Genomic DNA, 16918 nt, shown 5'->3' on the forward strand with positions numbered 1-16918 from the left:
CAGCGAACCACCGAAAGTCGTAAAGATGGCCAAAGTCGAAATCTACACTACCCCGACCTGCCCCTATTGCATCGCAGCCAAAGCGCTTTTGAACCGCAAGGGCATTTCCTTCGAGGAAACCGATGTTGCACGCGATGCCAGCCTGCGCGTCGCTATGACGCAGCGTGCGGGTGGCAGCCGTACCGTTCCGCAGATCTTCATCGATGGTCAGCATGTCGGCGGCTGCGACGACCTGCACGCGCTTGACCGCGAAGGAAAGTTGAACGGCCTGCTCGGTCTTGCCGCATGAGCCCTGCCCCGGTCACGGCCGGTCTGGTGCAGCTTTGCGTCTCGGATGATCCCGAACACAACCTGCCCCGGACCCGCGCCCTGATCCGCGAGGCCGCAGGGCGCGGCGCGAATTTCGTGCTGACGCCCGAGGCGACGAATATCCTGAACGCCGATCGCGCCACGCGAGATCGCGTCCTTTGCATCGAGGATGCGGACCCGACCCTTGCCGCGCTGCGCGAAGATGCACGTGCGCTGGGAATATGGTTGCTGATTGGCTCGTTGTCGTTGAAGACCGGCGACCCGCAGGACACCCGCTATGCCAATCGCAGCTTCCTGATCGCTCCGGACGGCGGGATCAGGGCGCGTTACGACAAGCTGCACATGTTCGACGTCACGGTGTCCGAGCATGAGGCCTATCACGAATCCGCAGCCTTCCGGCCCGGCGATCAGGCTGTGCTGGCCCAAGGGCCGTGGCCCGTCGGGATGTCGGTCTGCTACGATCTGCGCTTTCCCTATTTGTATCGGGATTTGGCCAGATCGGGCGCGCATATCCTGACCGTTCCCGCAGCGTTCAACGACACCACCGGTCTGGCGCATTGGGAAGTCCTGCTGCGGGCGCGGGCGATTGAAACCGGCAGCTATGTCCTGGCTCCTGCTCAGGCAGGTCTGCACCAGAATTTGTTGTGCCAAGATCGGAAGCCGCGACGCAGTTACGGACATTCGCTTGCCGTCGATCCTTGGGGTAAGGTGATAGCCGATGCCGGAACGGAACCCGGAGTGACGCTTGTCACTCTTGACCCCGCAGCGATAGTCGGGGCACGGTCCCGCATTCCATCCTTGACCCACGACCGGGTTTACTCGGGACCATGAGAGAACAATGCCAGGTAAGCCCGTTGAACATCAGCCCTCAGGCCCCGAGGGATCAGCCGATGCTTTGGCGGCGAGCCTGTTTTCCGAGGTTTTCATCGCGGACCAGCTTGCGCGCGATCTGATCGGGAAATCCCTGCCCAAGGGAATGCAGATCTCGCATTTCTCGGTTCTGAATTTGCTCGCCCACCTCGGGGTCGAGCGCAGCCCCGCAGAGTTGGCCGAAGCGTTCCACGTGACCCGTGGTGCAATGACCAATACCTTGTCGCGGTTGGAATGGGCGGGACATATCCACATCCGCCCCGATTGGGACGATGCCCGACGCAAGTTCGTCTCGATCAGCCCTGCGGGACGCGCGGCGCGCGATGCCGCGCTGGCCGCGTTCATGCCACGGATCGGAGATGTCGTGCGCGAGATAGGATCGGATCGGGTCAGGGCCGCCCTGCCCGTCCTGCGATTGCTGCGCCGCCAACTCGAGGAAGCGCTGCGACCGGAAGATCGCTGACCCGGCCACAGCCACAGATCGAGAGATCGGGATCAGGCGTCGCGCAGTGCCGTCATCGCGTAATTCACCGAAAGATCGCGGTGTGACAGGGACCAACTCCACCCCAACGGGTTGAAGACCATGCCGCAGCGATCGACGACCTGCAGGCCCGTCGCCGTCGTCATGTCGGCAAGCTCGTCAGGCGTAATGAAACGGTGCCAGTCATGCGTGCCTTTGGGCAGCCAGCGCATGATCCATTCCGCTCCGACAATCGCCGCGCCAAAGCTGCGCATCGTGCGATTCAAGGTCGATTGGATCAGCATACCGCCCGGCTTCACCAGATCACGGCAAGTGGCGATGAACTCGGCGGGATCGGCGACATGCTCGACGATTTCAAGCGCCATGACGATATCGTAGCTTTTGCCCTCAGCGGCGAGCGCCTCGGAGGTCGTCGCGCGATACTCGATCGGCAGCCCCTGTTCCTGCGCATGCAGCGAGGCGATGGCGATATTGCCCGCAGCCGCATCGGCGCCGGTGACGGTCGCACCCAGTCGCGCCAAAGGTTCGGCCATCAGCCCCCCGCCGCAACCGATATCCAGCACGGTCAGCCCTTCGAACGGCAGCGCGGCATCGCGGTCCCGCCCGAATTGTGCCGCAATCTGGGTCGTGACATAGTCCAGCCGCGTCGGATTGAGCATGTGCAGCGGCTTGAACTTGCCCTGCGGGTCCCACCATTCCTGCGCCATCGCCTGAAATTTGGCGACCTCGGCGGGGTCGATGCTGCTCGTTTGCGGTCTTTCGTTCATCTGGCCGTCCTTCGTATGGCGGGCGCCTGCGGGGCGTTATATAGTCGGAGGATGGACAGATTGGCAGGGCAAATCGGCGGCAATCCGTCGCAGGGCAAGCTGCACCCGATGGTCGAACCCTTCGACCAGCGTCAAATCGACGTTGGCGATGGTCATATCCTTCACGTCGAGCAAAGCGGCAACCCCGAGGGGATACCGGTCATCGTTCTGCATGGTGGGCCGGGCGGTGGATGCAGCCCCTTCATGCGGCGTTTCTTCGATCCGAAATATTATCGCGCCGTGCTGTTCGACCAACGCGGCTGTGGGCGATCGCGTCCCCATGCCGAAGTCGCCGCGAATACAACGCAGCACCTGATTGCCGATATTGAACTGATCCGGCGCCGGTTGGGTCTTGGCCGTGCCATCCTGTTCGGCGGAAGCTGGGGGGCGACGCTGGCTGTCGCCTATGCCGAGGCCCATCCCGAGGCGGTCCTGGCCTTGGTTCTGCGCGGCGTTTTCCTTGGTCGCAGATCCGAGTTGGACTGGTTCTATGGCGGTGGGGTTGCACGCTTTTTCCCCGACCGCTGGGCCGAATTCCAGCGCCCGATCCCCGTGGCCGAGCGCGACGACATGATAATGGCCTATCATCGACGCCTGTTCGGCGGGGATCGAGGCCAAGAGATCCGCTACTCGCTGCCATGGATCATGTGGGAAAATGCGCTGGCCGGTCTGGAGATTTCCGGCTCGGGCCACGCGCCTCCGGATTATGCCCGCGCCTTTGCCCGATTGGAGAACCACTATTTCGCGCATGGCTGCTTCCTTGACGAAGGGCAGCTGCTGCGCGACCGCCACCTGATCGAACATTTGCCGGCCTTCATCGTGCAGGGGCGCTATGACATGGTCTGCCCTCCGCAGACGGCCTGGGAACTGGCCGAGGGATGGGAAAAGGCCGAGTTGCGGATGGTTCCCGCCTCGGGCCATGCGCTCAGCGAGCCGCGAATCGCCACGGAACTAGTTCGGGTGATGGACGGTTTGCGTGATGCGGCGCAAAGGGGTGGCCGCGTCGCCTGAGGACGTATGATGCTTTTCCTGACTTTCCTGATTGCCTGCGGCGCCGCCGCTGCAACAGGATATTTTTTCCAACCCGGAACCTGGTATGACGAGCTGCAAAAGCCGGATGTGACGCCACCGCGCTGGGTCTTTCCGGTGGCTTGGTCGGTGCTTTACGTGCTGATCGCCTGGGCCGCATCGCGCTTGGCGGTAATTCCGGGTTCGGGCACGGTCATGGCGTTATGGTCAGCCCAGATCGCGCTCAACACATTGTGGACTCCGGTCTTTTTCGGAGCGCACAGAACCGATATCGCGCTGGGGATCATCATTCTGCTTTGGCTGATCGTCGCGCTGATGACCTTTCTGTCGGTCTGGCTGGACGCCTGGGCCGCGATGATGTTCCTGCCCTATCTGGCTTGGCTGACGATCGCCGCGGGCCTTAATCACGCAATCTGGCAGGACAACCGTTAAGGATCGCGACCAAGTCGCGCGGCTTTTCCTTGCAATTCGCCGCTAGTGGGGCTATATGAGCCTCAACAGCGGCGCAGGTGTCCAAAACCTGCCCACCGATAAGATGTGCGGGCCGCTTGAGCCCGCTTTTTTCATTTTGGGATAGCGATCATGACCGACCTCATCGCCAAGACGGCTATTGACCGGCGTTTGGCCGAGATTCTCTCTCCGGTCATCGAAGATCTGGGATTTGAGCTTGTCCGCATCCGCCTGCAAGGCGGCAAGACCGCGACGCTGCAGATCATGGCCGACCGCCCCGAAGGCGGCATCAATGTCGACGACTGCGCCGACATCTCGACCGCCGTCAGCGCGTTCCTCGACGTCGAGGACCCGCTGGAAGACGCATACCATCTGGAAGTCAGCAGCCCCGGCATCGACCGCCCGCTGACCCGGATGAAGGATTTCGAGACGTTCGAGGGTTATGAAGCCCGCCTCGAAACCAACCAGCAAATCGACGGCCGCAAGCGCTTCAAGGGTGTTTTGGCGGGCATCGAGGGTGAAGAAGTGCTGCTGAACATCGAAGAAGCCGGTGCGACCCAGACCATCGGGTTGAACTTCGACTGGCTCTCGGATGCGAAGCTTGTTTTGACTGACGAGTTGATCGCCGAAATGCTTCGGCAAAAGAAAGAGGCGGGTGTCCAGATCGAAAACCTGGACGAAACCGCCTTTGACGAGATCGAAACTGAAGCCGGCGAGAGCAACGCCGACGCGAAGGAGTGAGGAATGGCCATCACCTCTGCCAACCAGCTTGAGCTTCTCCAGACTGCCGAGGCAGTCGCACGCGAGAAGATGATCGACCCGGATCTGGTGATCCAGGCGATGGAGGACAGCTTGGCTCGTGCCGCGAAGTCGCGTTACGGCTCGGAAATGGACATCCGCGTCCATATCGACCGGAAAAACGGCAACGCCACCTTCACGCGCGTCCGCACCGTCGTCGAAGATGATGCGGTCGAGAATTACCAAGCCGAGTTGACGGTCGAGCAGGCCCGCCCCTATCTGGACGCTCCGCAGGTCGGCGACGAAATCGTCGATCAGGTTCCGCCGGTCGAACTGGGCCGCATCGCCGCCCAATCGGCCAAGCAGGTCATCCTGCAGCGCGTCCGAGAGGCCGAGCGTGACCGCCAATACGAAGAATTCAAGGACCGCGCCGGCACCATCATCAACGGCGTCGTCAAGCGCGAGGAATACGGCAACATCATCGTCGATGTGGGCCGTGGCGAAGCCATCCTGCGCCGCAACGAAAAGATCGGCCGCGAAAGCTACCGCCCGAACGACCGCATCCGCGCCTATGTCAAGGACGTGCGCCGCGAAAGCCGTGGTCCGCAGATCTTCCTGTCGCGCACCGATCCGCAGTTCATGGCCGAACTGTTCAAGATGGAAGTGCCGGAAATCTATGACGGCGTGATCGAGATCAAAGCCTGCGCCCGTGATCCGGGGTCGCGCGCCAAGATCGCCGTGATCAGCTATGACAACTCGATCGATCCGGTCGGCGCTTGCGTCGGTATGCGCGGTTCGCGCGTTCAGGCCGTCGTCGGCGAACTTCAGGGCGAGAAGATCGACATCATTCCGTGGTCGGATGATCAGGCGACTTTCCTCGTGAACGCGCTGCAACCCGCCGAAGTGGCGAAAGTTGTGTTCGATGAGGACGCATCGCGTATTGAAGTTGTCGTCCCCGATGAACAACTAAGCCTTGCAATCGGTCGTCGTGGCCAGAACGTGCGTCTGGCTTCGCAGCTGACCGGTCTGGACATCGACATCCTGACCGAAGAAGAAGAATCGAAGCGCCGTCAGGCCGAATTCAACGCTCGCACGAAACTGTTCATGGACGTGCTGGATCTGGACGAATTCTTCGCCCAGCTTCTGGTCGCGGAAGGCTTCACCAACCTCGAAGAGGTCGCCTATGTCGATCTGGACGAGCTGACCTCGATCGAGGGCGTCGACGAAGGCACTGCGGAAGAACTGCAGACCCGCGCCCGCGAGCATCTGGAAGCGGCAAACCGTGCTGCTCTGGAAAATGCCCGCGCTCTTGGGGCCGAGGACAGCCTGATCGAATTCGAGGGTCTGACCCCTCAGATGGTCGAGGCTCTGGCCAAGGACGACGTCAAGACGCTGGAAGACTTCGCCACCTGCGCCGACTGGGAACTAGCCGGCGGCTGGACCACGGCGAACGGCCAGCGCGTCAAGGACGAGGGCATCCTCGAACCCTTCGACGTCTCGCTGGAAGAGGCGCAGAAGATGGTGATGACCGCCCGCGTCATGCTGGGCTGGGTCGATCCGACCGAATTGGAACAGGCCGAAGTGGCCGTAGAAACCGAAGATAAGGAGGCCGGGGTGTAACGCCCCGGGAGACAGATGACACGCGGGGGCCAGACAAAGGACCGCGAGACGCCCGAACGTCGCTGCATCGTAACGGGTGAAACCCAGCCCAAGGCTGGGTTGATCCGCTTTGTCGCGGGCCCCGATGCTGAAGTCGTGCCGGATTTGGCCGAAAAGCTGCCGGGGCGCGGCTTTTGGGTTGTCGCGGATAGAAAGGCCTTGGACAAGGCCGCATCCAAGGGCCTGTTTTCACGGGGGGCAAAGGCGCAAGTCTCGGCTCCTCCGGAACTGCTCGAGATGATTGAAAAGGGGCTTGCGAAGCGCGTGACCGATACGCTTTCGCTGGCCCGCAAAGCCGGCAAGGCTGTTGCCGGCTTCGAGAAGGTCAAGGACTGGCTGGCGGGTGGCAAAGCGAAGGTTTTGCTACAGGCAAGTGACGGATCGGACCGTGGCAAAGGCAAGTTGTGGACCCCACCCGGCGGGCGGTGGTTCGGTTGCCTTACCGCATCAGAATTGGGTTTGTCCTTTGGGCGCGATCATGTCATACACAGCGCGCTTGCGCCGGGGCGCCTGACCGACAGTTTGATCAGGGACGCCAGCAGACTGACGGGTCTGCGCGGGCATGACGGCGGCGCATCCGCCGAGAAGGAATGAATAGCGGAATGAGCGATACTGACGGAAAGAAACCCCTTGGCCTTGGTGGCGGCTCCGGTCGTTCGGGTCAAGTGAAACAGAGCTTCAGCCACGGTCGGACCCATAACGTCGCGGTCGAGGTCAAGCGCAAGCGCGTGGTCGTGCCGGGTAAATCCGGCCCGGCTTCGGGTGGCTCACGGTCTCCTTCGGCTATCGGCGGCGATCCTTCGAAGCGCCCAGCCGGTATCTCGGATGCCGAGATGGAACGCCGTATGGCCGCTTTGCGCGCCGCCAAGGCCCGCGAGGTCGAGGAAGCCGCACAGCGTCTCGCCGAGGAAAAGGCCCGCGAAGAAGAACGCGAGCGCCGTCGCCTTGAGTTGGAAGCCAAAGAGCGCGAGGATCGCGAACGCGAGGAAGCCCTGCGCCTGAAGGCCGAAGAGGACGAGCGTCGCGCCCGCGAAGCCGAACTCCGCGCCCAGAAAAAAGCCGAGGTCAGCAAGCCCAAGGCTTCGGAAACGCGTACGCCCCCTGCCGACCGCGCTGCGGCCGAAGCAGCAGCCGCTCGCGCCGAGACCAAAGGCGTCACGACCACCTCTGCTCCGCGCAAAACCGATCGTGACCGCAGCCCTGTGGATGACCGCGACAGCCGCAAGAAGGCGAATGATGACAGCCGCCGTACCGGCAAACTGTCGCTGAGCCAGGCTCTGAACGGCGAAGGTGGACGTCAGCGTTCACTGGCCGCGATGAAGCGCAAGCAGGAAAAAGCGCGGCAGAAAGCAGTTGGCGGCGCAGCGCGTCCCGAAAAGCAGGTGCGCGACGTCCAGCTTCCCGAGACCATTCTGGTGTCGGAACTGGCGAACCGCATGGCCGAGCGTACTCCGGACGTCATCAAGACGCTCATGCGTATGGGCATGATGGTCACGGGCAACCAAGCCATCGACGCCGATACCGCCGAGTTGGTGATCGAGGAATTCGGCCATCGCGTCGTTCGTGTTTCGGATTCGGACGTCGAACAGGTCATCGACCAGGTCGAGGACAAGGCCGATGATCTGAAATCGCGTCCGCCGGTCATCACGATCATGGGTCACGTCGACCACGGCAAGACCTCGCTTCTGGACGCGATCCGCAAAGCAAACGTCGTCTCGGGCGAAGCTGGCGGCATCACGCAGCATATCGGTGCCTATCAGGTGAAAACCGAATCCGGCGCGCTGCTGACCTTCCTCGACACGCCCGGCCACGCGGCCTTCACCTCGATGCGTGCCCGTGGCGCGCAGGTGACGGATATCGTCGTGCTGGTGGTTGCGGCCGACGATCAGGTCATGCCGCAGACCGTCGAAGCGATCAATCACGCCAAGGCAGCCAAGGTGCCGATGATCGTCGCGATCAACAAGATCGACAAGCACGGCGCCGATGCTCAGAAAGTCCGGACGGATCTTTTGCAGCACGAAGTCGTCGTCGAGGCGATGTCGGGCGATGTGCAGGATGTCGAGGTTTCGGCCAAAACCGGTCTGGGTCTGGACAAGCTGCTGGAAGCCATCGCGCTTCAGGCAGAAATTCTGGAACTGAAAGCCAACCCCGAGCGTGCAGCTTCGGGCGCCGTGATCGAAGCCAAGCTGGATGTGGGCCGCGGTCCGGTCGCCACCGTTCTGGTCCAGAACGGCACGCTGAAACGTGGCGACATCTTCGTCGTCGGCGAGCAGTGGGGCAAGGTCCGTGCGCTGATCAACGATCAGGGCGAGCGTGTCGACGAAGCCGGTCCTTCGGTTCCGGTCGAGGTGCTGGGTCTGAACGGTACCCCGCAGGCAGGCGACGTCCTGAATGTCGTCTCGACCGAAGCGCAGGCGCGTGAGATCGCTGACTATCGCGAGAAAGCCGCCAAGGACAAACGCGCTGCCGCCGGTGCCGCGATCACGCTGGACCAGATGCTGGCCAAGGCCAAGGCGGACAAGAATGTCGCCGAACTGCCGGTCGTCATCAAAGCCGACGTGCAAGGTTCCGCCGAAGCCATCGTTCAGGCGCTGGAAAAGGTCGGCAACGACGAGGTTCGCGTTCGTGTCCTGCATTACGGTGTTGGAGCGATCACCGAATCCGACGTTGGTCTGGCCGAAGCCAGCCAAGCCCCCGTCATCGGTTTCAACGTTCGCGCCAATGCTCCGGCACGGAATGCTGCGAACCAGAAGGGTGTCGAGATCCGCTACTACTCGATCATCTATGATCTGATGGACGACATCAAAGCGGCGGCTTCTGGCCTGCTGTCGGCCGAGGTGCGCGAACACTTCATCGGCTATGCCGAGATCAAAGAGGTCTTCCGCGTCACCGGCGTCGGCAACGTTGCTGGCTGTCTGGTCACCGAAGGTGTGGCCCGTCGTTCGGCAGGCGTGCGCTTGCTGCGTGACAACGTGGTTGTCCACGAGGGCACGCTCAAGACGCTCAAGCGCTACAAGGACGAGGTCAAAGAGGTCCAGTCCGGTCAGGAATGCGGTATGGCATTCGAGAACTATGATGACATCCGCAAGGGTGACGTCATCGAGATCTTCGAGCGCGAAGAGGTACAGCGCCAGCTGTGATCCTTTCGGGGACTTATCAACGACACGAAAGGGCGGGTGTTTCGGCACCCGCCCTTTTCGAATCAGCCGGGATCTCAAGCGAATCAGGGCAATTAGACAAAAAAGAACGGAGCCCCAGCCGAGGGGCCCCGTTTTCTTTTGCTTGGTACTGCTATCCCTAGCTGTGGATCAGGCCACAACCACCGGCTTTCCTTCGAAAGTTTTGGAGCCAACCCGGACAATGATGTTTCCGTTCGACACCTGACGTTCGAAGACGCCTTGGACCGAAATGCAGCTACCGATCGTGATGGTGCGAATCATGTCCAGTCTCCCTCATCTCATAATTTCACTTTTGCCACAGATTCGTTAAGAATTAACTAAAAATGTGTAACAGAGCGGCAGATTATGAATTTGAGCAGGGAAACTGTTGTGATCGGACGTCAGATCCAGTCCCGAAGGATCGGAATCAGCGGAATATCGGCAGGCGGCATCGGATAATTGGTCAATTCTCGGGCATATGCCCAAGCCAAGGTCTGCCCTTCCTGCGGAATCGGCACGCCTTCCCAGCGCCGGCAGGCGTAAAGCGGCATCAAAAGATGGAAATTCTCATAGGTGTGGCTGGCGAAGGTCAGCGGCGCGAGACAGGAATCCCACGTCTTGATCCCCAGTTCTTCCTCCAACTCGCGAATCAGCGCGGCCTCCGGCGTCTCGCCGGCCTCGACCTTGCCGCCCGGAAACTCCCACAGGCCCGCGAGGGATTTTCCCTCGGGGCGCTGTGCCAGAAGAACGCGGCCATCTTTGTCTATCAATGCGACGGCCGCGACGAGGACGATCTTCATGAGCGATAGTCGGCGTTGATGTCGATGTAGCGATGGGTCAGGTCACAGGTCCAGACCGTACGCTTGGCCTTGCCCAGCCCAAGATCAACGCTCAGCACCAACTCATCGCGCTTCATATAGGCGCTGGCCGCAGCCTCGTCATAGGACGGCGCCCGCCAACCGTTTTCCGCCAGAACCATATCGCCGAAGCGGATGGTCAGCTTATCGCGGTCGGCCTGCGCTCCGGACTTGCCGACAGCCATCACGACGCGGCCCCAATTGGCATCCTCTCCGGCGATGGCGGTCTTGACCAAGGGCGAATTGGCGATGGCCATCGCAACGCGATGGGCGTCGGCGGCATTTGCGGCTCCGGTGACACGAACCTCGACGAATTTCGTCGCGCCCTCGCCATCCTTCACCACCTGATGGGCAAGATCCATCATCACCTTGCCAAGCGCCTTTTCGAACGCCCGTGCCGAAGCCGAACGCAAATCGGCAATCTCGGCAGCCGAAGACTTGCCGGTTGCCGCCAGAATCAACGCATCCGAGGTCGAGGTATCGCTATCGACCGTGATGGCGTTGAACGTTCCCGCCAACTGCTTGCTCAGCATCCGTTGCAGTAGGTCGGGTGCGATCTTCGCATCGGTAAAGATGTACACCAGCATCGTCGCCATGTCCGGCGCGATCATTCCCGAGCCCTTTGCAATGCCGACGACGTTGATCGTGCCGCCTTCGGCCTTGAAGCTCTCGGCCGAACCTTTGGCAAAGGTGTCGGTTGTCATGATGGCCTGCGCCGCGGCGGCGACGCCATCATCCTTGAGGCCCCGGGCCAGATCACCGATCACGGCGGTGATGCGATCAGCCGGAAGCGGCTCGCCGATCACCCCCGTCGATGACGAGAACACCCTGTCGCGCGGAATCGACAAGGCCGAGGCGACGCCGCCCGTGACCTTGTCCACCGCTTCCTGACCGTTTTTGCCGGTAAATGCGTTGGCATTCCCCGAATTGACGATGATCGCGGCTCCTTGCGTCGCATCCTGTTTCAGGGCCAGCTTGGCCTGACAATCCAGAATGCTGGCCGCGCGGGTCGAGGACTTGGTAAAGGCTCCGGCAATCGCCGTTCCTGGAGCCAGATGCACCAGCATGACGTCGGTGCGACCCTTGTATTTCACACCGGCCGCACCCGAGGCGAACTTCACCCCGGCCACGACTGGTAGATCGGGGAAATGGGCGGGAGCCAGCGGAGAGACCAGCTTCTCTTTTTTCGTCACAGCCGCAGCAGCCGAAAGCGTCACCGCTTCGACGCCGCTGACGACAGGAGCGATGGCCTCGGTTGCGACGGCCTTCAACTTCTTGAGCTTCTTCTTGAGCTGTTTGACCTTGTCAGCATCGGAAGTCTTGGTCTTTTTGCTGGCCTTCGCCATGGCTTACTCTCCCAGCAGGTCGGTCTTTTTCAGCAGATCGGGGCTAAGACCCTCGGTCTTTTCGACCTTGGCTTCCGCAAGGCGCTTCTCGATTTCGGCCTGAACCTTGTCACGGCGGATCTGGATGACAAGCTGGTCCTTGACCTCGTCAAGTTTAGGCGGCGTCACGTCGCGCTGGTCGATCAGCTTGATGACGTGCCAGCCGAACTGGGTCTCGATCGGAGCCGAGATCTCGTCTTTCTTCAGTGCCTTCACCGCATCGGCAAAGGGCTGGACCATCTGCTCGGGCTGGAACCAGCCCAGATCGCCCTTGTTCGGCCCCGAACCCGGATCCGTCGATTTCTCGGCTGCAATCGCGCCGAAATCGCCACCTTCGTTCAGCTGCTTTTCGATCGCTTCGGCTTCTTCCTTGGTTTTCACAAGGATATGTGCGGCGTTATATTCGACCTTGGGGGCCGCTTCGCCACCGAAAACCTGATCATAGGCGGCTTTCAACTCGGCTTCGGTCGGCTCGGCTCCGGCGACCTTCTCAAGAGCGGAACCCGCAAGATAGGCGCGACGCTCGATCTCGAGGCCGATCTCGTCGCGCTTGCTGATGTCTTTGGCGGCAACCTGCGCAACGGCGGTCTGACGGATCATCTGGTCCAGCATCAGATCCCAGACGGCAGTATCGGGCAGGCCCTGAACCGCTTCCTCGTCCAGCCCCTGCCGCATGGCGATCAGCTGGCCCAGCGTGATATCCTCGCCATTGACCTTCGCCACCACGGTATCCGCGTCTTCGGCAAAGGCGGGGAGTGCCGCCCAAGACGCAGACGCAATGGCAGTGGCGGCTAGAAGCGTTTTCAGCATCGTTTTCCCTTTCATGGGACTGGTTCATTTAGAGCACGTCCACGCGGCTGTGAAACCGCGCAAGCGTTGACAGTAAGGCATCTGACGCATACATCCGGCCCAACCGAAAATGCGCGCCCGTCGCCGTTTTTCCGGCCCATGTGATAGGGCATGGCGAATGGTGGCGGCAAGTGGGCGGAACGTCCCGCGCTCCCAGATACGCGATTTTGAAGGCTCACATGCTCGGCATCGGAAACTTGGCTAAACTGGTCTTTGGAACACCCAACGACCGCAAGGTGAAATCTGTGCGCCCTCTGGTGGCACAGGTCAATGCACTGGAAGAACAATTCCGCGCCATGTCCGACGCGGATCTGATCACCAAAACGCGCGAGATGCAGGGTCGGGCTCAAGGTGGCGAGAGTCTGGACAAGCTGCTGCCCGAAGCCTTTGCCAACTGTCGCGAAGGCGCCCGTCGCGCCCTTGGCCTGCGCGCTTTCGACACCCAGTTGATGGGCGGGATCTTCCTTCATCAGGGCAATATCGCCGAGATGAAGACCGGCGAGGGCAAAACGCTGGTCGCGACCTTCCCCGCCTATCTGAACGCGCTTGCCGGCAAGGGCGTACATGTCGTCACCGTGAACGACTATCTTGCCAAGCGCGACGCCGAATGGATGAGCAAGGTTTTCGCCCAGCTTGGCATGACGACCGGCGTCGTCTACCCGTTCCAGCCCGACGACGAGAAGCGGCAGGCCTATAAGGCCGATGTGACCTATGCCACGAACAACGAGCTGGGTTTCGACTATCTGCGCGACAACATGAAGGGCTCGATCGAGCAGATGACCCAGCGCGGTCATTTCTTCGCCATCGTCGACGAGGTCGACTCGATTCTGGTCGACGAAGCCCGCACGCCGCTGATCATCTCGGGGCCAAGCCAGGACCGCAGCGAGCTTTACCTGACTCTGGACAAGTTCATCCCCGAACTGACGGACGAACACTTCAAGCTGGACGAGAAGACCCGCAACGCCACCTTCACCGAAGAGGGCAACGAGTTCCTCGAAAAACGTCTGCAAGCCGCCGGTGTCCTGCCGCAGGACCAGACGCTTTACGATCCGGAATCGACCACCATCGTCCACCACGCCAATCAGGCGATGCGGGCCCACAAACTGTTCCTGCGTGACCAGCATTACATCGTCCGTGATGGCGAAATCGTCCTGATCGACGAATTCACCGGCCGGATGATGAAAGGCCGGCGTCTGTCCGACGGTCTGCACCAGGCCATCGAGGCCAAGGAAGGCGTCCAGATCCAGCCGGAAAACGTGACTCTGGCTTCGGTCACGTTCCAGAACTACTTCCGCCTTTATGCCAAACTGGGCGGCATGACCGGCACAGCCGCGACCGAGGCCGAAGAATTCGCCGAGATCTATAAACTGGGCGTGGTCGAAGTACCGACCAACCGCCCGATCCAGCGCATCGACGAACATGACCGCGTCTATCGCACCGCTGCCGAGAAATACGACGCCGTCATCGAAGCCATCAAAGAGGCCAATGCCAAAGGCCAACCGATGCTGGTCGGCACGACCTCGATCGAGAAATCCGAGATGCTGTCGCAGATGCTGACGCAAGCGGGTATCGGGCATAACGTCCTGAACGCGCGCCAGCACGAGCAGGAAGCCAAGATCGTCGCCGACGCCGGCAAACTGGGCGCAGTGACCATCGCCACCAACATGGCCGGCCGCGGCACGGACATCCAGCTTGGCGGCAATGTCGAGATGAAGGTGATGGAGGCTCTGGCCGCCAATCCCGAAGCCAACCCCGACGATCTGCGCGCCCGCATTGAATCCGAGCACGCCAATGACAAGCAGGCCGTTCTGGACGCAGGCGGGCTGTTCGTTCTGGCCACCGAGCGCCATGAAAGCCGTCGTATCGACAACCAGTTGCGCGGTCGCTCGGGCCGTCAGGGCGACCCCGGTCGTTCGCTGTTCTTCCTGTCTCTGGAAGACGACCTGATGCGCATCTTCGGGTCCGAACGTCTTGACAAGGTCCTCTCGACGCTGGGCATGAAAGACGGCGAAGCGATCGTACACCCTTGGGTCAACAAATCGCTGGAACGCGCGCAAGCCAAGGTCGAGGGACGCAACTTCGACATCCGCAAGCAATTGCTGAAATTCGACGATGTGATGAACGACCAGCGCAAAGCGATCTTCAGCCAGCGCCTTGAAATCATGCACACCGAGGAAGTCGGCGAAGTTGCTGCCGACATGCGCAATCAGGTGATCGACGATCTGGTCGATGAATTCCTGCCGCCGCGCTCATATGCCGAGCAATGGAATACCGAGGGCCTGAAGGCCGCGATCATCGACCGCCTGAACATGGACTTGCCGGTCAAGGAATGGGCAGCGGAAGAAGGCGTCGATCACGACGGTATGCGTGAACGCATCCAGCAATCGGTCGATGCCTATATGGAGCAGAAATCCGAGCAGTTCGGTCCCGACAACATGCGCCAGATCGAAAAGCAGATCCTGCTGCAACAGATCGACGCGAAATGGCGCGAGCATCTGGTCACGCTGGAACATCTGCGCTCGGTCGTCGGTTTCCGCGGCTATGCGCAGCGCGACCCGCTGTCGGAATACAAGACCGAAGGCTTCCAACTGTTCGAATCGATGCTGGATGGTCTACGCTATGACGTGACCCAGCAGCTTGCCCGCATCCGTCCGCTGACCGATGCCGAACGTGAGCAGATGATGCGCGAGTTCCAGCAACAGCAAGCGGACGCCCAATCGCAAATGCATCCCGAGCACGAAGAGGCCGAAGGCGGCGAGGTCTCGGGTCGCGTGGCAGGTTTCGACGATACCGACCCGACGACTTGGGGTAACCCGTCGCGCAACGACCCCTGCCCCTGTGGCTCGGGCAACAAGTTCAAACACTGCCACGGTGCGCTGGCGTGATCCTAAGGGGCCTTCGGGCCCCTTTTTCATAGGATCGCGACCGCGTTGAACCTAGTCCGCGGCGTCGATTGATTGCCCTGCGCCTTGATGCGCTGTCAGTCGGGAACCAGCATGTAACCGGCGCCGCGCACGGTTTGCAGATAGCGCGGCTCTTTCGGATCAGGCTCGATCTTGCGACGCAACCGCGTGATCTGGACGTCGATCGCGCGTTCCGAGTTTTCGCCGCTATCCTCGATCGGCCCGCGCCCCATATCCTCGATCAACTCGGCGCGGCTCACGGCTTGGCGCGGCGTGCCCGCAAGACGTTTGAGCAGCGCATGTTCTGTTCCGGTCAGACGCAAGGGCAACTCGCCCTGCCATAGCTCGCCCTTGTCGGCGTCGTAGCGAAGCGGACCAATGGACAGGAACTTGGGGCCCTTGGCCTCGGCGGCAGGTACCCGACGCAGGATCGCCGCGATGCGCAGCAACAATTCGCGCGGCTCGAAGGGCTTGGCCAGATAGTCGTCGGCCCCGCTTTCCAGCCCCGAGATGCGGTCTTCCGTTTCGCCCTTGGCCGTCAACAGCAGGATCGGAGTCGTTCTGTCCTGACGCAAGGATCGGGTCAGCGAATAGCCGTCCTCGCCCGGCATCATGACATCCAGAACGATCAGGTCGAAATCGAGACCGGCCAAAAGCCTGCGGGCATGCGCGGCATCCCGCGCTGTGGTCACAAGAAAATCGTTGCGCATCAGGAAGCGCTTCAGAAGACTACGGATCCTCTCGTCGTCATCGACGACAAGGATATGGGCCAAAGGCTGGTCCGGATTGGTCATGACGGGTCTGGCAGATCCTTCAGGGATTTGAACTGCCTTAGCGTATCACGGTCCATCATGGCCTCAAGCACCTGTCTGAAACCGCTCACAGCTTGTGGACCTGCCGCGCGATAGGCGCTGCGCATACGGGCGCGCTGGGTCTCGGACAGGCGACGTTCAAGAGCGCCACCCTTCTCGGTCAGGAACAACTGTCTTTCGCGGCGGTCGCGATGCCCGACGCGGCTTTCGACCAGCCCGTCCTCGATCAGGGCGCGCAGCACCCTGTTCAACGACTGTTTCGTCACGCCCAGCACATCCAGCAAGGCCGTCACCGTCAGTCCGGGATCGCGGTGGATGAAGTGCAATGCGCGATGGTGGGCACGTCCGTAATCCATGTCGGCAAGGATCAGGTCAGGATCTGCGGTAAAGGCGCGATAGGCAAAGAACATCGCTTCGATCCCGCGACGAAGCTGATCGTCCGTCAGGAACAGCAGATTTTCGCCTCCGACGGGCGCGATGCCGACCTTGTTCTGCATGGTTCCCCCTATTGCATGGCTCTTATTACGTCAGACTTGTTGACTTTCCAATCACCAATGGATAGCTGAGCGCCTATGTTGCGCAACTTTATATGCGGATACTGACAGACTCGCG

General features: G+C 61.1%; 17 protein-coding genes. 10 read left to right on the forward strand and 7 right to left on the reverse strand.

The window, feature by feature from the left end; genetic code table 11:
* Positions 1-25: 25 nt before the first annotated feature.
* From grxC to GL286_RS03335, 3 genes are read left to right on the forward strand one after another with little or no spacing between them, the layout of a single operon-like run.
* On the forward strand, positions 26-289 hold the full coding sequence (gene grxC / locus GL286_RS03325; protein ID WP_155094100.1) for a glutaredoxin 3: 264 nt from the start codon (positions 26-28) through the stop codon (positions 287-289).
* Positions 286-1140 (forward strand): carbon-nitrogen hydrolase family protein, encoded by an 855-nt coding sequence (locus GL286_RS03330; RefSeq protein WP_155094101.1) that lies wholly within the window; start codon positions 286-288, stop codon positions 1138-1140. Before grxC ends, GL286_RS03330 begins: the two co-directional genes overlap by 4 nt.
* A 7-nt stretch (positions 1141-1147) precedes the next feature.
* On the forward strand, positions 1148-1642 hold the full coding sequence (locus GL286_RS03335) for a MarR family winged helix-turn-helix transcriptional regulator (RefSeq protein ID WP_155094102.1): 495 nt from the start codon (positions 1148-1150) through the stop codon (positions 1640-1642).
* Positions 1643-1674: 32 nt separating this feature from the next.
* On the opposite strand, the gene ubiG is transcribed toward GL286_RS03335, so the two are convergent.
* Entirely contained in the window at positions 1675-2427 is a 753-nt protein-coding gene (ubiG, locus tag GL286_RS03340) for a bifunctional 2-polyprenyl-6-hydroxyphenol methylase/3-demethylubiquinol 3-O-methyltransferase UbiG (protein WP_155094103.1), read from the reverse strand.
* A 51-nt stretch (positions 2428-2478) separates the two neighbouring features.
* On the opposite strand from ubiG, the gene pip reads away from it, so the two are divergent.
* From pip to infB, 6 genes are all read left to right on the forward strand, one after another.
* Positions 2479-3477, forward strand: a complete 999-nt coding sequence (gene pip / locus GL286_RS03345; RefSeq protein ID WP_155094104.1) for a prolyl aminopeptidase — start codon at positions 2479-2481, stop codon at positions 3475-3477.
* A 9-nt stretch (positions 3478-3486) separates the two neighbouring features.
* Entirely contained in the window at positions 3487-3927 is a 441-nt protein-coding gene (gene tspO / locus GL286_RS03350) for a tryptophan-rich sensory protein TspO (protein WP_155094105.1), read from the forward strand.
* A 150-nt stretch (positions 3928-4077) separates the two neighbouring features.
* Complete coding sequence (gene rimP / locus GL286_RS03355) at positions 4078-4686, forward strand: ribosome maturation factor RimP (protein WP_155094106.1); 609 nt, start codon at positions 4078-4080, stop codon at positions 4684-4686.
* 3 nt (positions 4687-4689) lie between these two features.
* On the forward strand, positions 4690-6303 hold the full coding sequence (gene nusA / locus GL286_RS03360; RefSeq protein ID WP_155094107.1) for a transcription termination factor NusA: 1614 nt from the start codon (positions 4690-4692) through the stop codon (positions 6301-6303).
* Between the two features lie 15 nt (positions 6304-6318).
* Entirely contained in the window at positions 6319-6936 is a 618-nt protein-coding gene (locus GL286_RS03365) for an RNA-binding protein (protein ID WP_155094108.1), read from the forward strand.
* A gap of 8 nt (positions 6937-6944) precedes the next feature.
* Complete coding sequence (gene infB / locus GL286_RS03370) at positions 6945-9482, forward strand: translation initiation factor IF-2 (RefSeq protein ID WP_155094109.1); 2538 nt, start codon at positions 6945-6947, stop codon at positions 9480-9482.
* Between the two features lie 168 nt (positions 9483-9650).
* Here infB and GL286_RS22770 read toward each other — a convergent pair whose 3' ends face one another.
* From GL286_RS22770 to GL286_RS03385, 4 genes are all read right to left on the reverse strand, one after another.
* Positions 9651-9782, reverse strand: a complete 132-nt coding sequence (locus GL286_RS22770; RefSeq protein ID WP_281352073.1) for a hypothetical protein — start codon at positions 9780-9782, stop codon at positions 9651-9653.
* A gap of 119 nt (positions 9783-9901) precedes the next feature.
* Positions 9902-10300, reverse strand: a complete 399-nt coding sequence (gene mutT / locus GL286_RS03375; RefSeq protein WP_155094110.1) for an 8-oxo-dGTP diphosphatase MutT — start codon at positions 10298-10300, stop codon at positions 9902-9904.
* A complete protein-coding gene (gene argJ, locus GL286_RS03380) occupies positions 10297-11703 on the reverse strand; it encodes a bifunctional glutamate N-acetyltransferase/amino-acid acetyltransferase ArgJ (RefSeq protein ID WP_155094111.1) in 1407 nt (468 codons plus the stop codon). Before argJ ends, mutT begins: the two co-directional genes overlap by 4 nt.
* 3 nt (positions 11704-11706) lie before the next feature.
* The gene (locus GL286_RS03385; protein ID WP_155094522.1) at positions 11707-12552 is read right to left on the reverse strand and encodes a peptidylprolyl isomerase; all 846 of its coding nucleotides are present in this window, start codon (positions 12550-12552) and stop codon (positions 11707-11709) included.
* 218 nt (positions 12553-12770) lie between these two features.
* On the opposite strand from GL286_RS03385, the gene secA reads away from it, so the two are divergent.
* Positions 12771-15476, forward strand: a complete 2706-nt coding sequence (gene secA, locus GL286_RS03390; protein ID WP_155094112.1) for a preprotein translocase subunit SecA — start codon at positions 12771-12773, stop codon at positions 15474-15476.
* Between the two features lie 95 nt (positions 15477-15571).
* Here secA and GL286_RS03395 read toward each other — a convergent pair whose 3' ends face one another.
* Together GL286_RS03395 and GL286_RS03400 are read right to left on the reverse strand one after the other, a co-directional pair.
* Positions 15572-16288, reverse strand: a complete 717-nt coding sequence (locus GL286_RS03395; protein WP_155094113.1) for a response regulator — start codon at positions 16286-16288, stop codon at positions 15572-15574.
* Entirely contained in the window at positions 16285-16803 is a 519-nt protein-coding gene (locus GL286_RS03400; protein ID WP_155094114.1) for a MarR family winged helix-turn-helix transcriptional regulator, read from the reverse strand. The genes GL286_RS03395 and GL286_RS03400 overlap by 4 nt, the downstream gene beginning before the upstream one ends.
* Positions 16804-16918 lie beyond the last annotated feature (115 nt).

Source organism: Paracoccus aestuariivivens (assembly GCF_009711225.1).
Taxonomy (GTDB): domain Bacteria; phylum Pseudomonadota; class Alphaproteobacteria; order Rhodobacterales; family Rhodobacteraceae; genus Paracoccus; species Paracoccus aestuariivivens.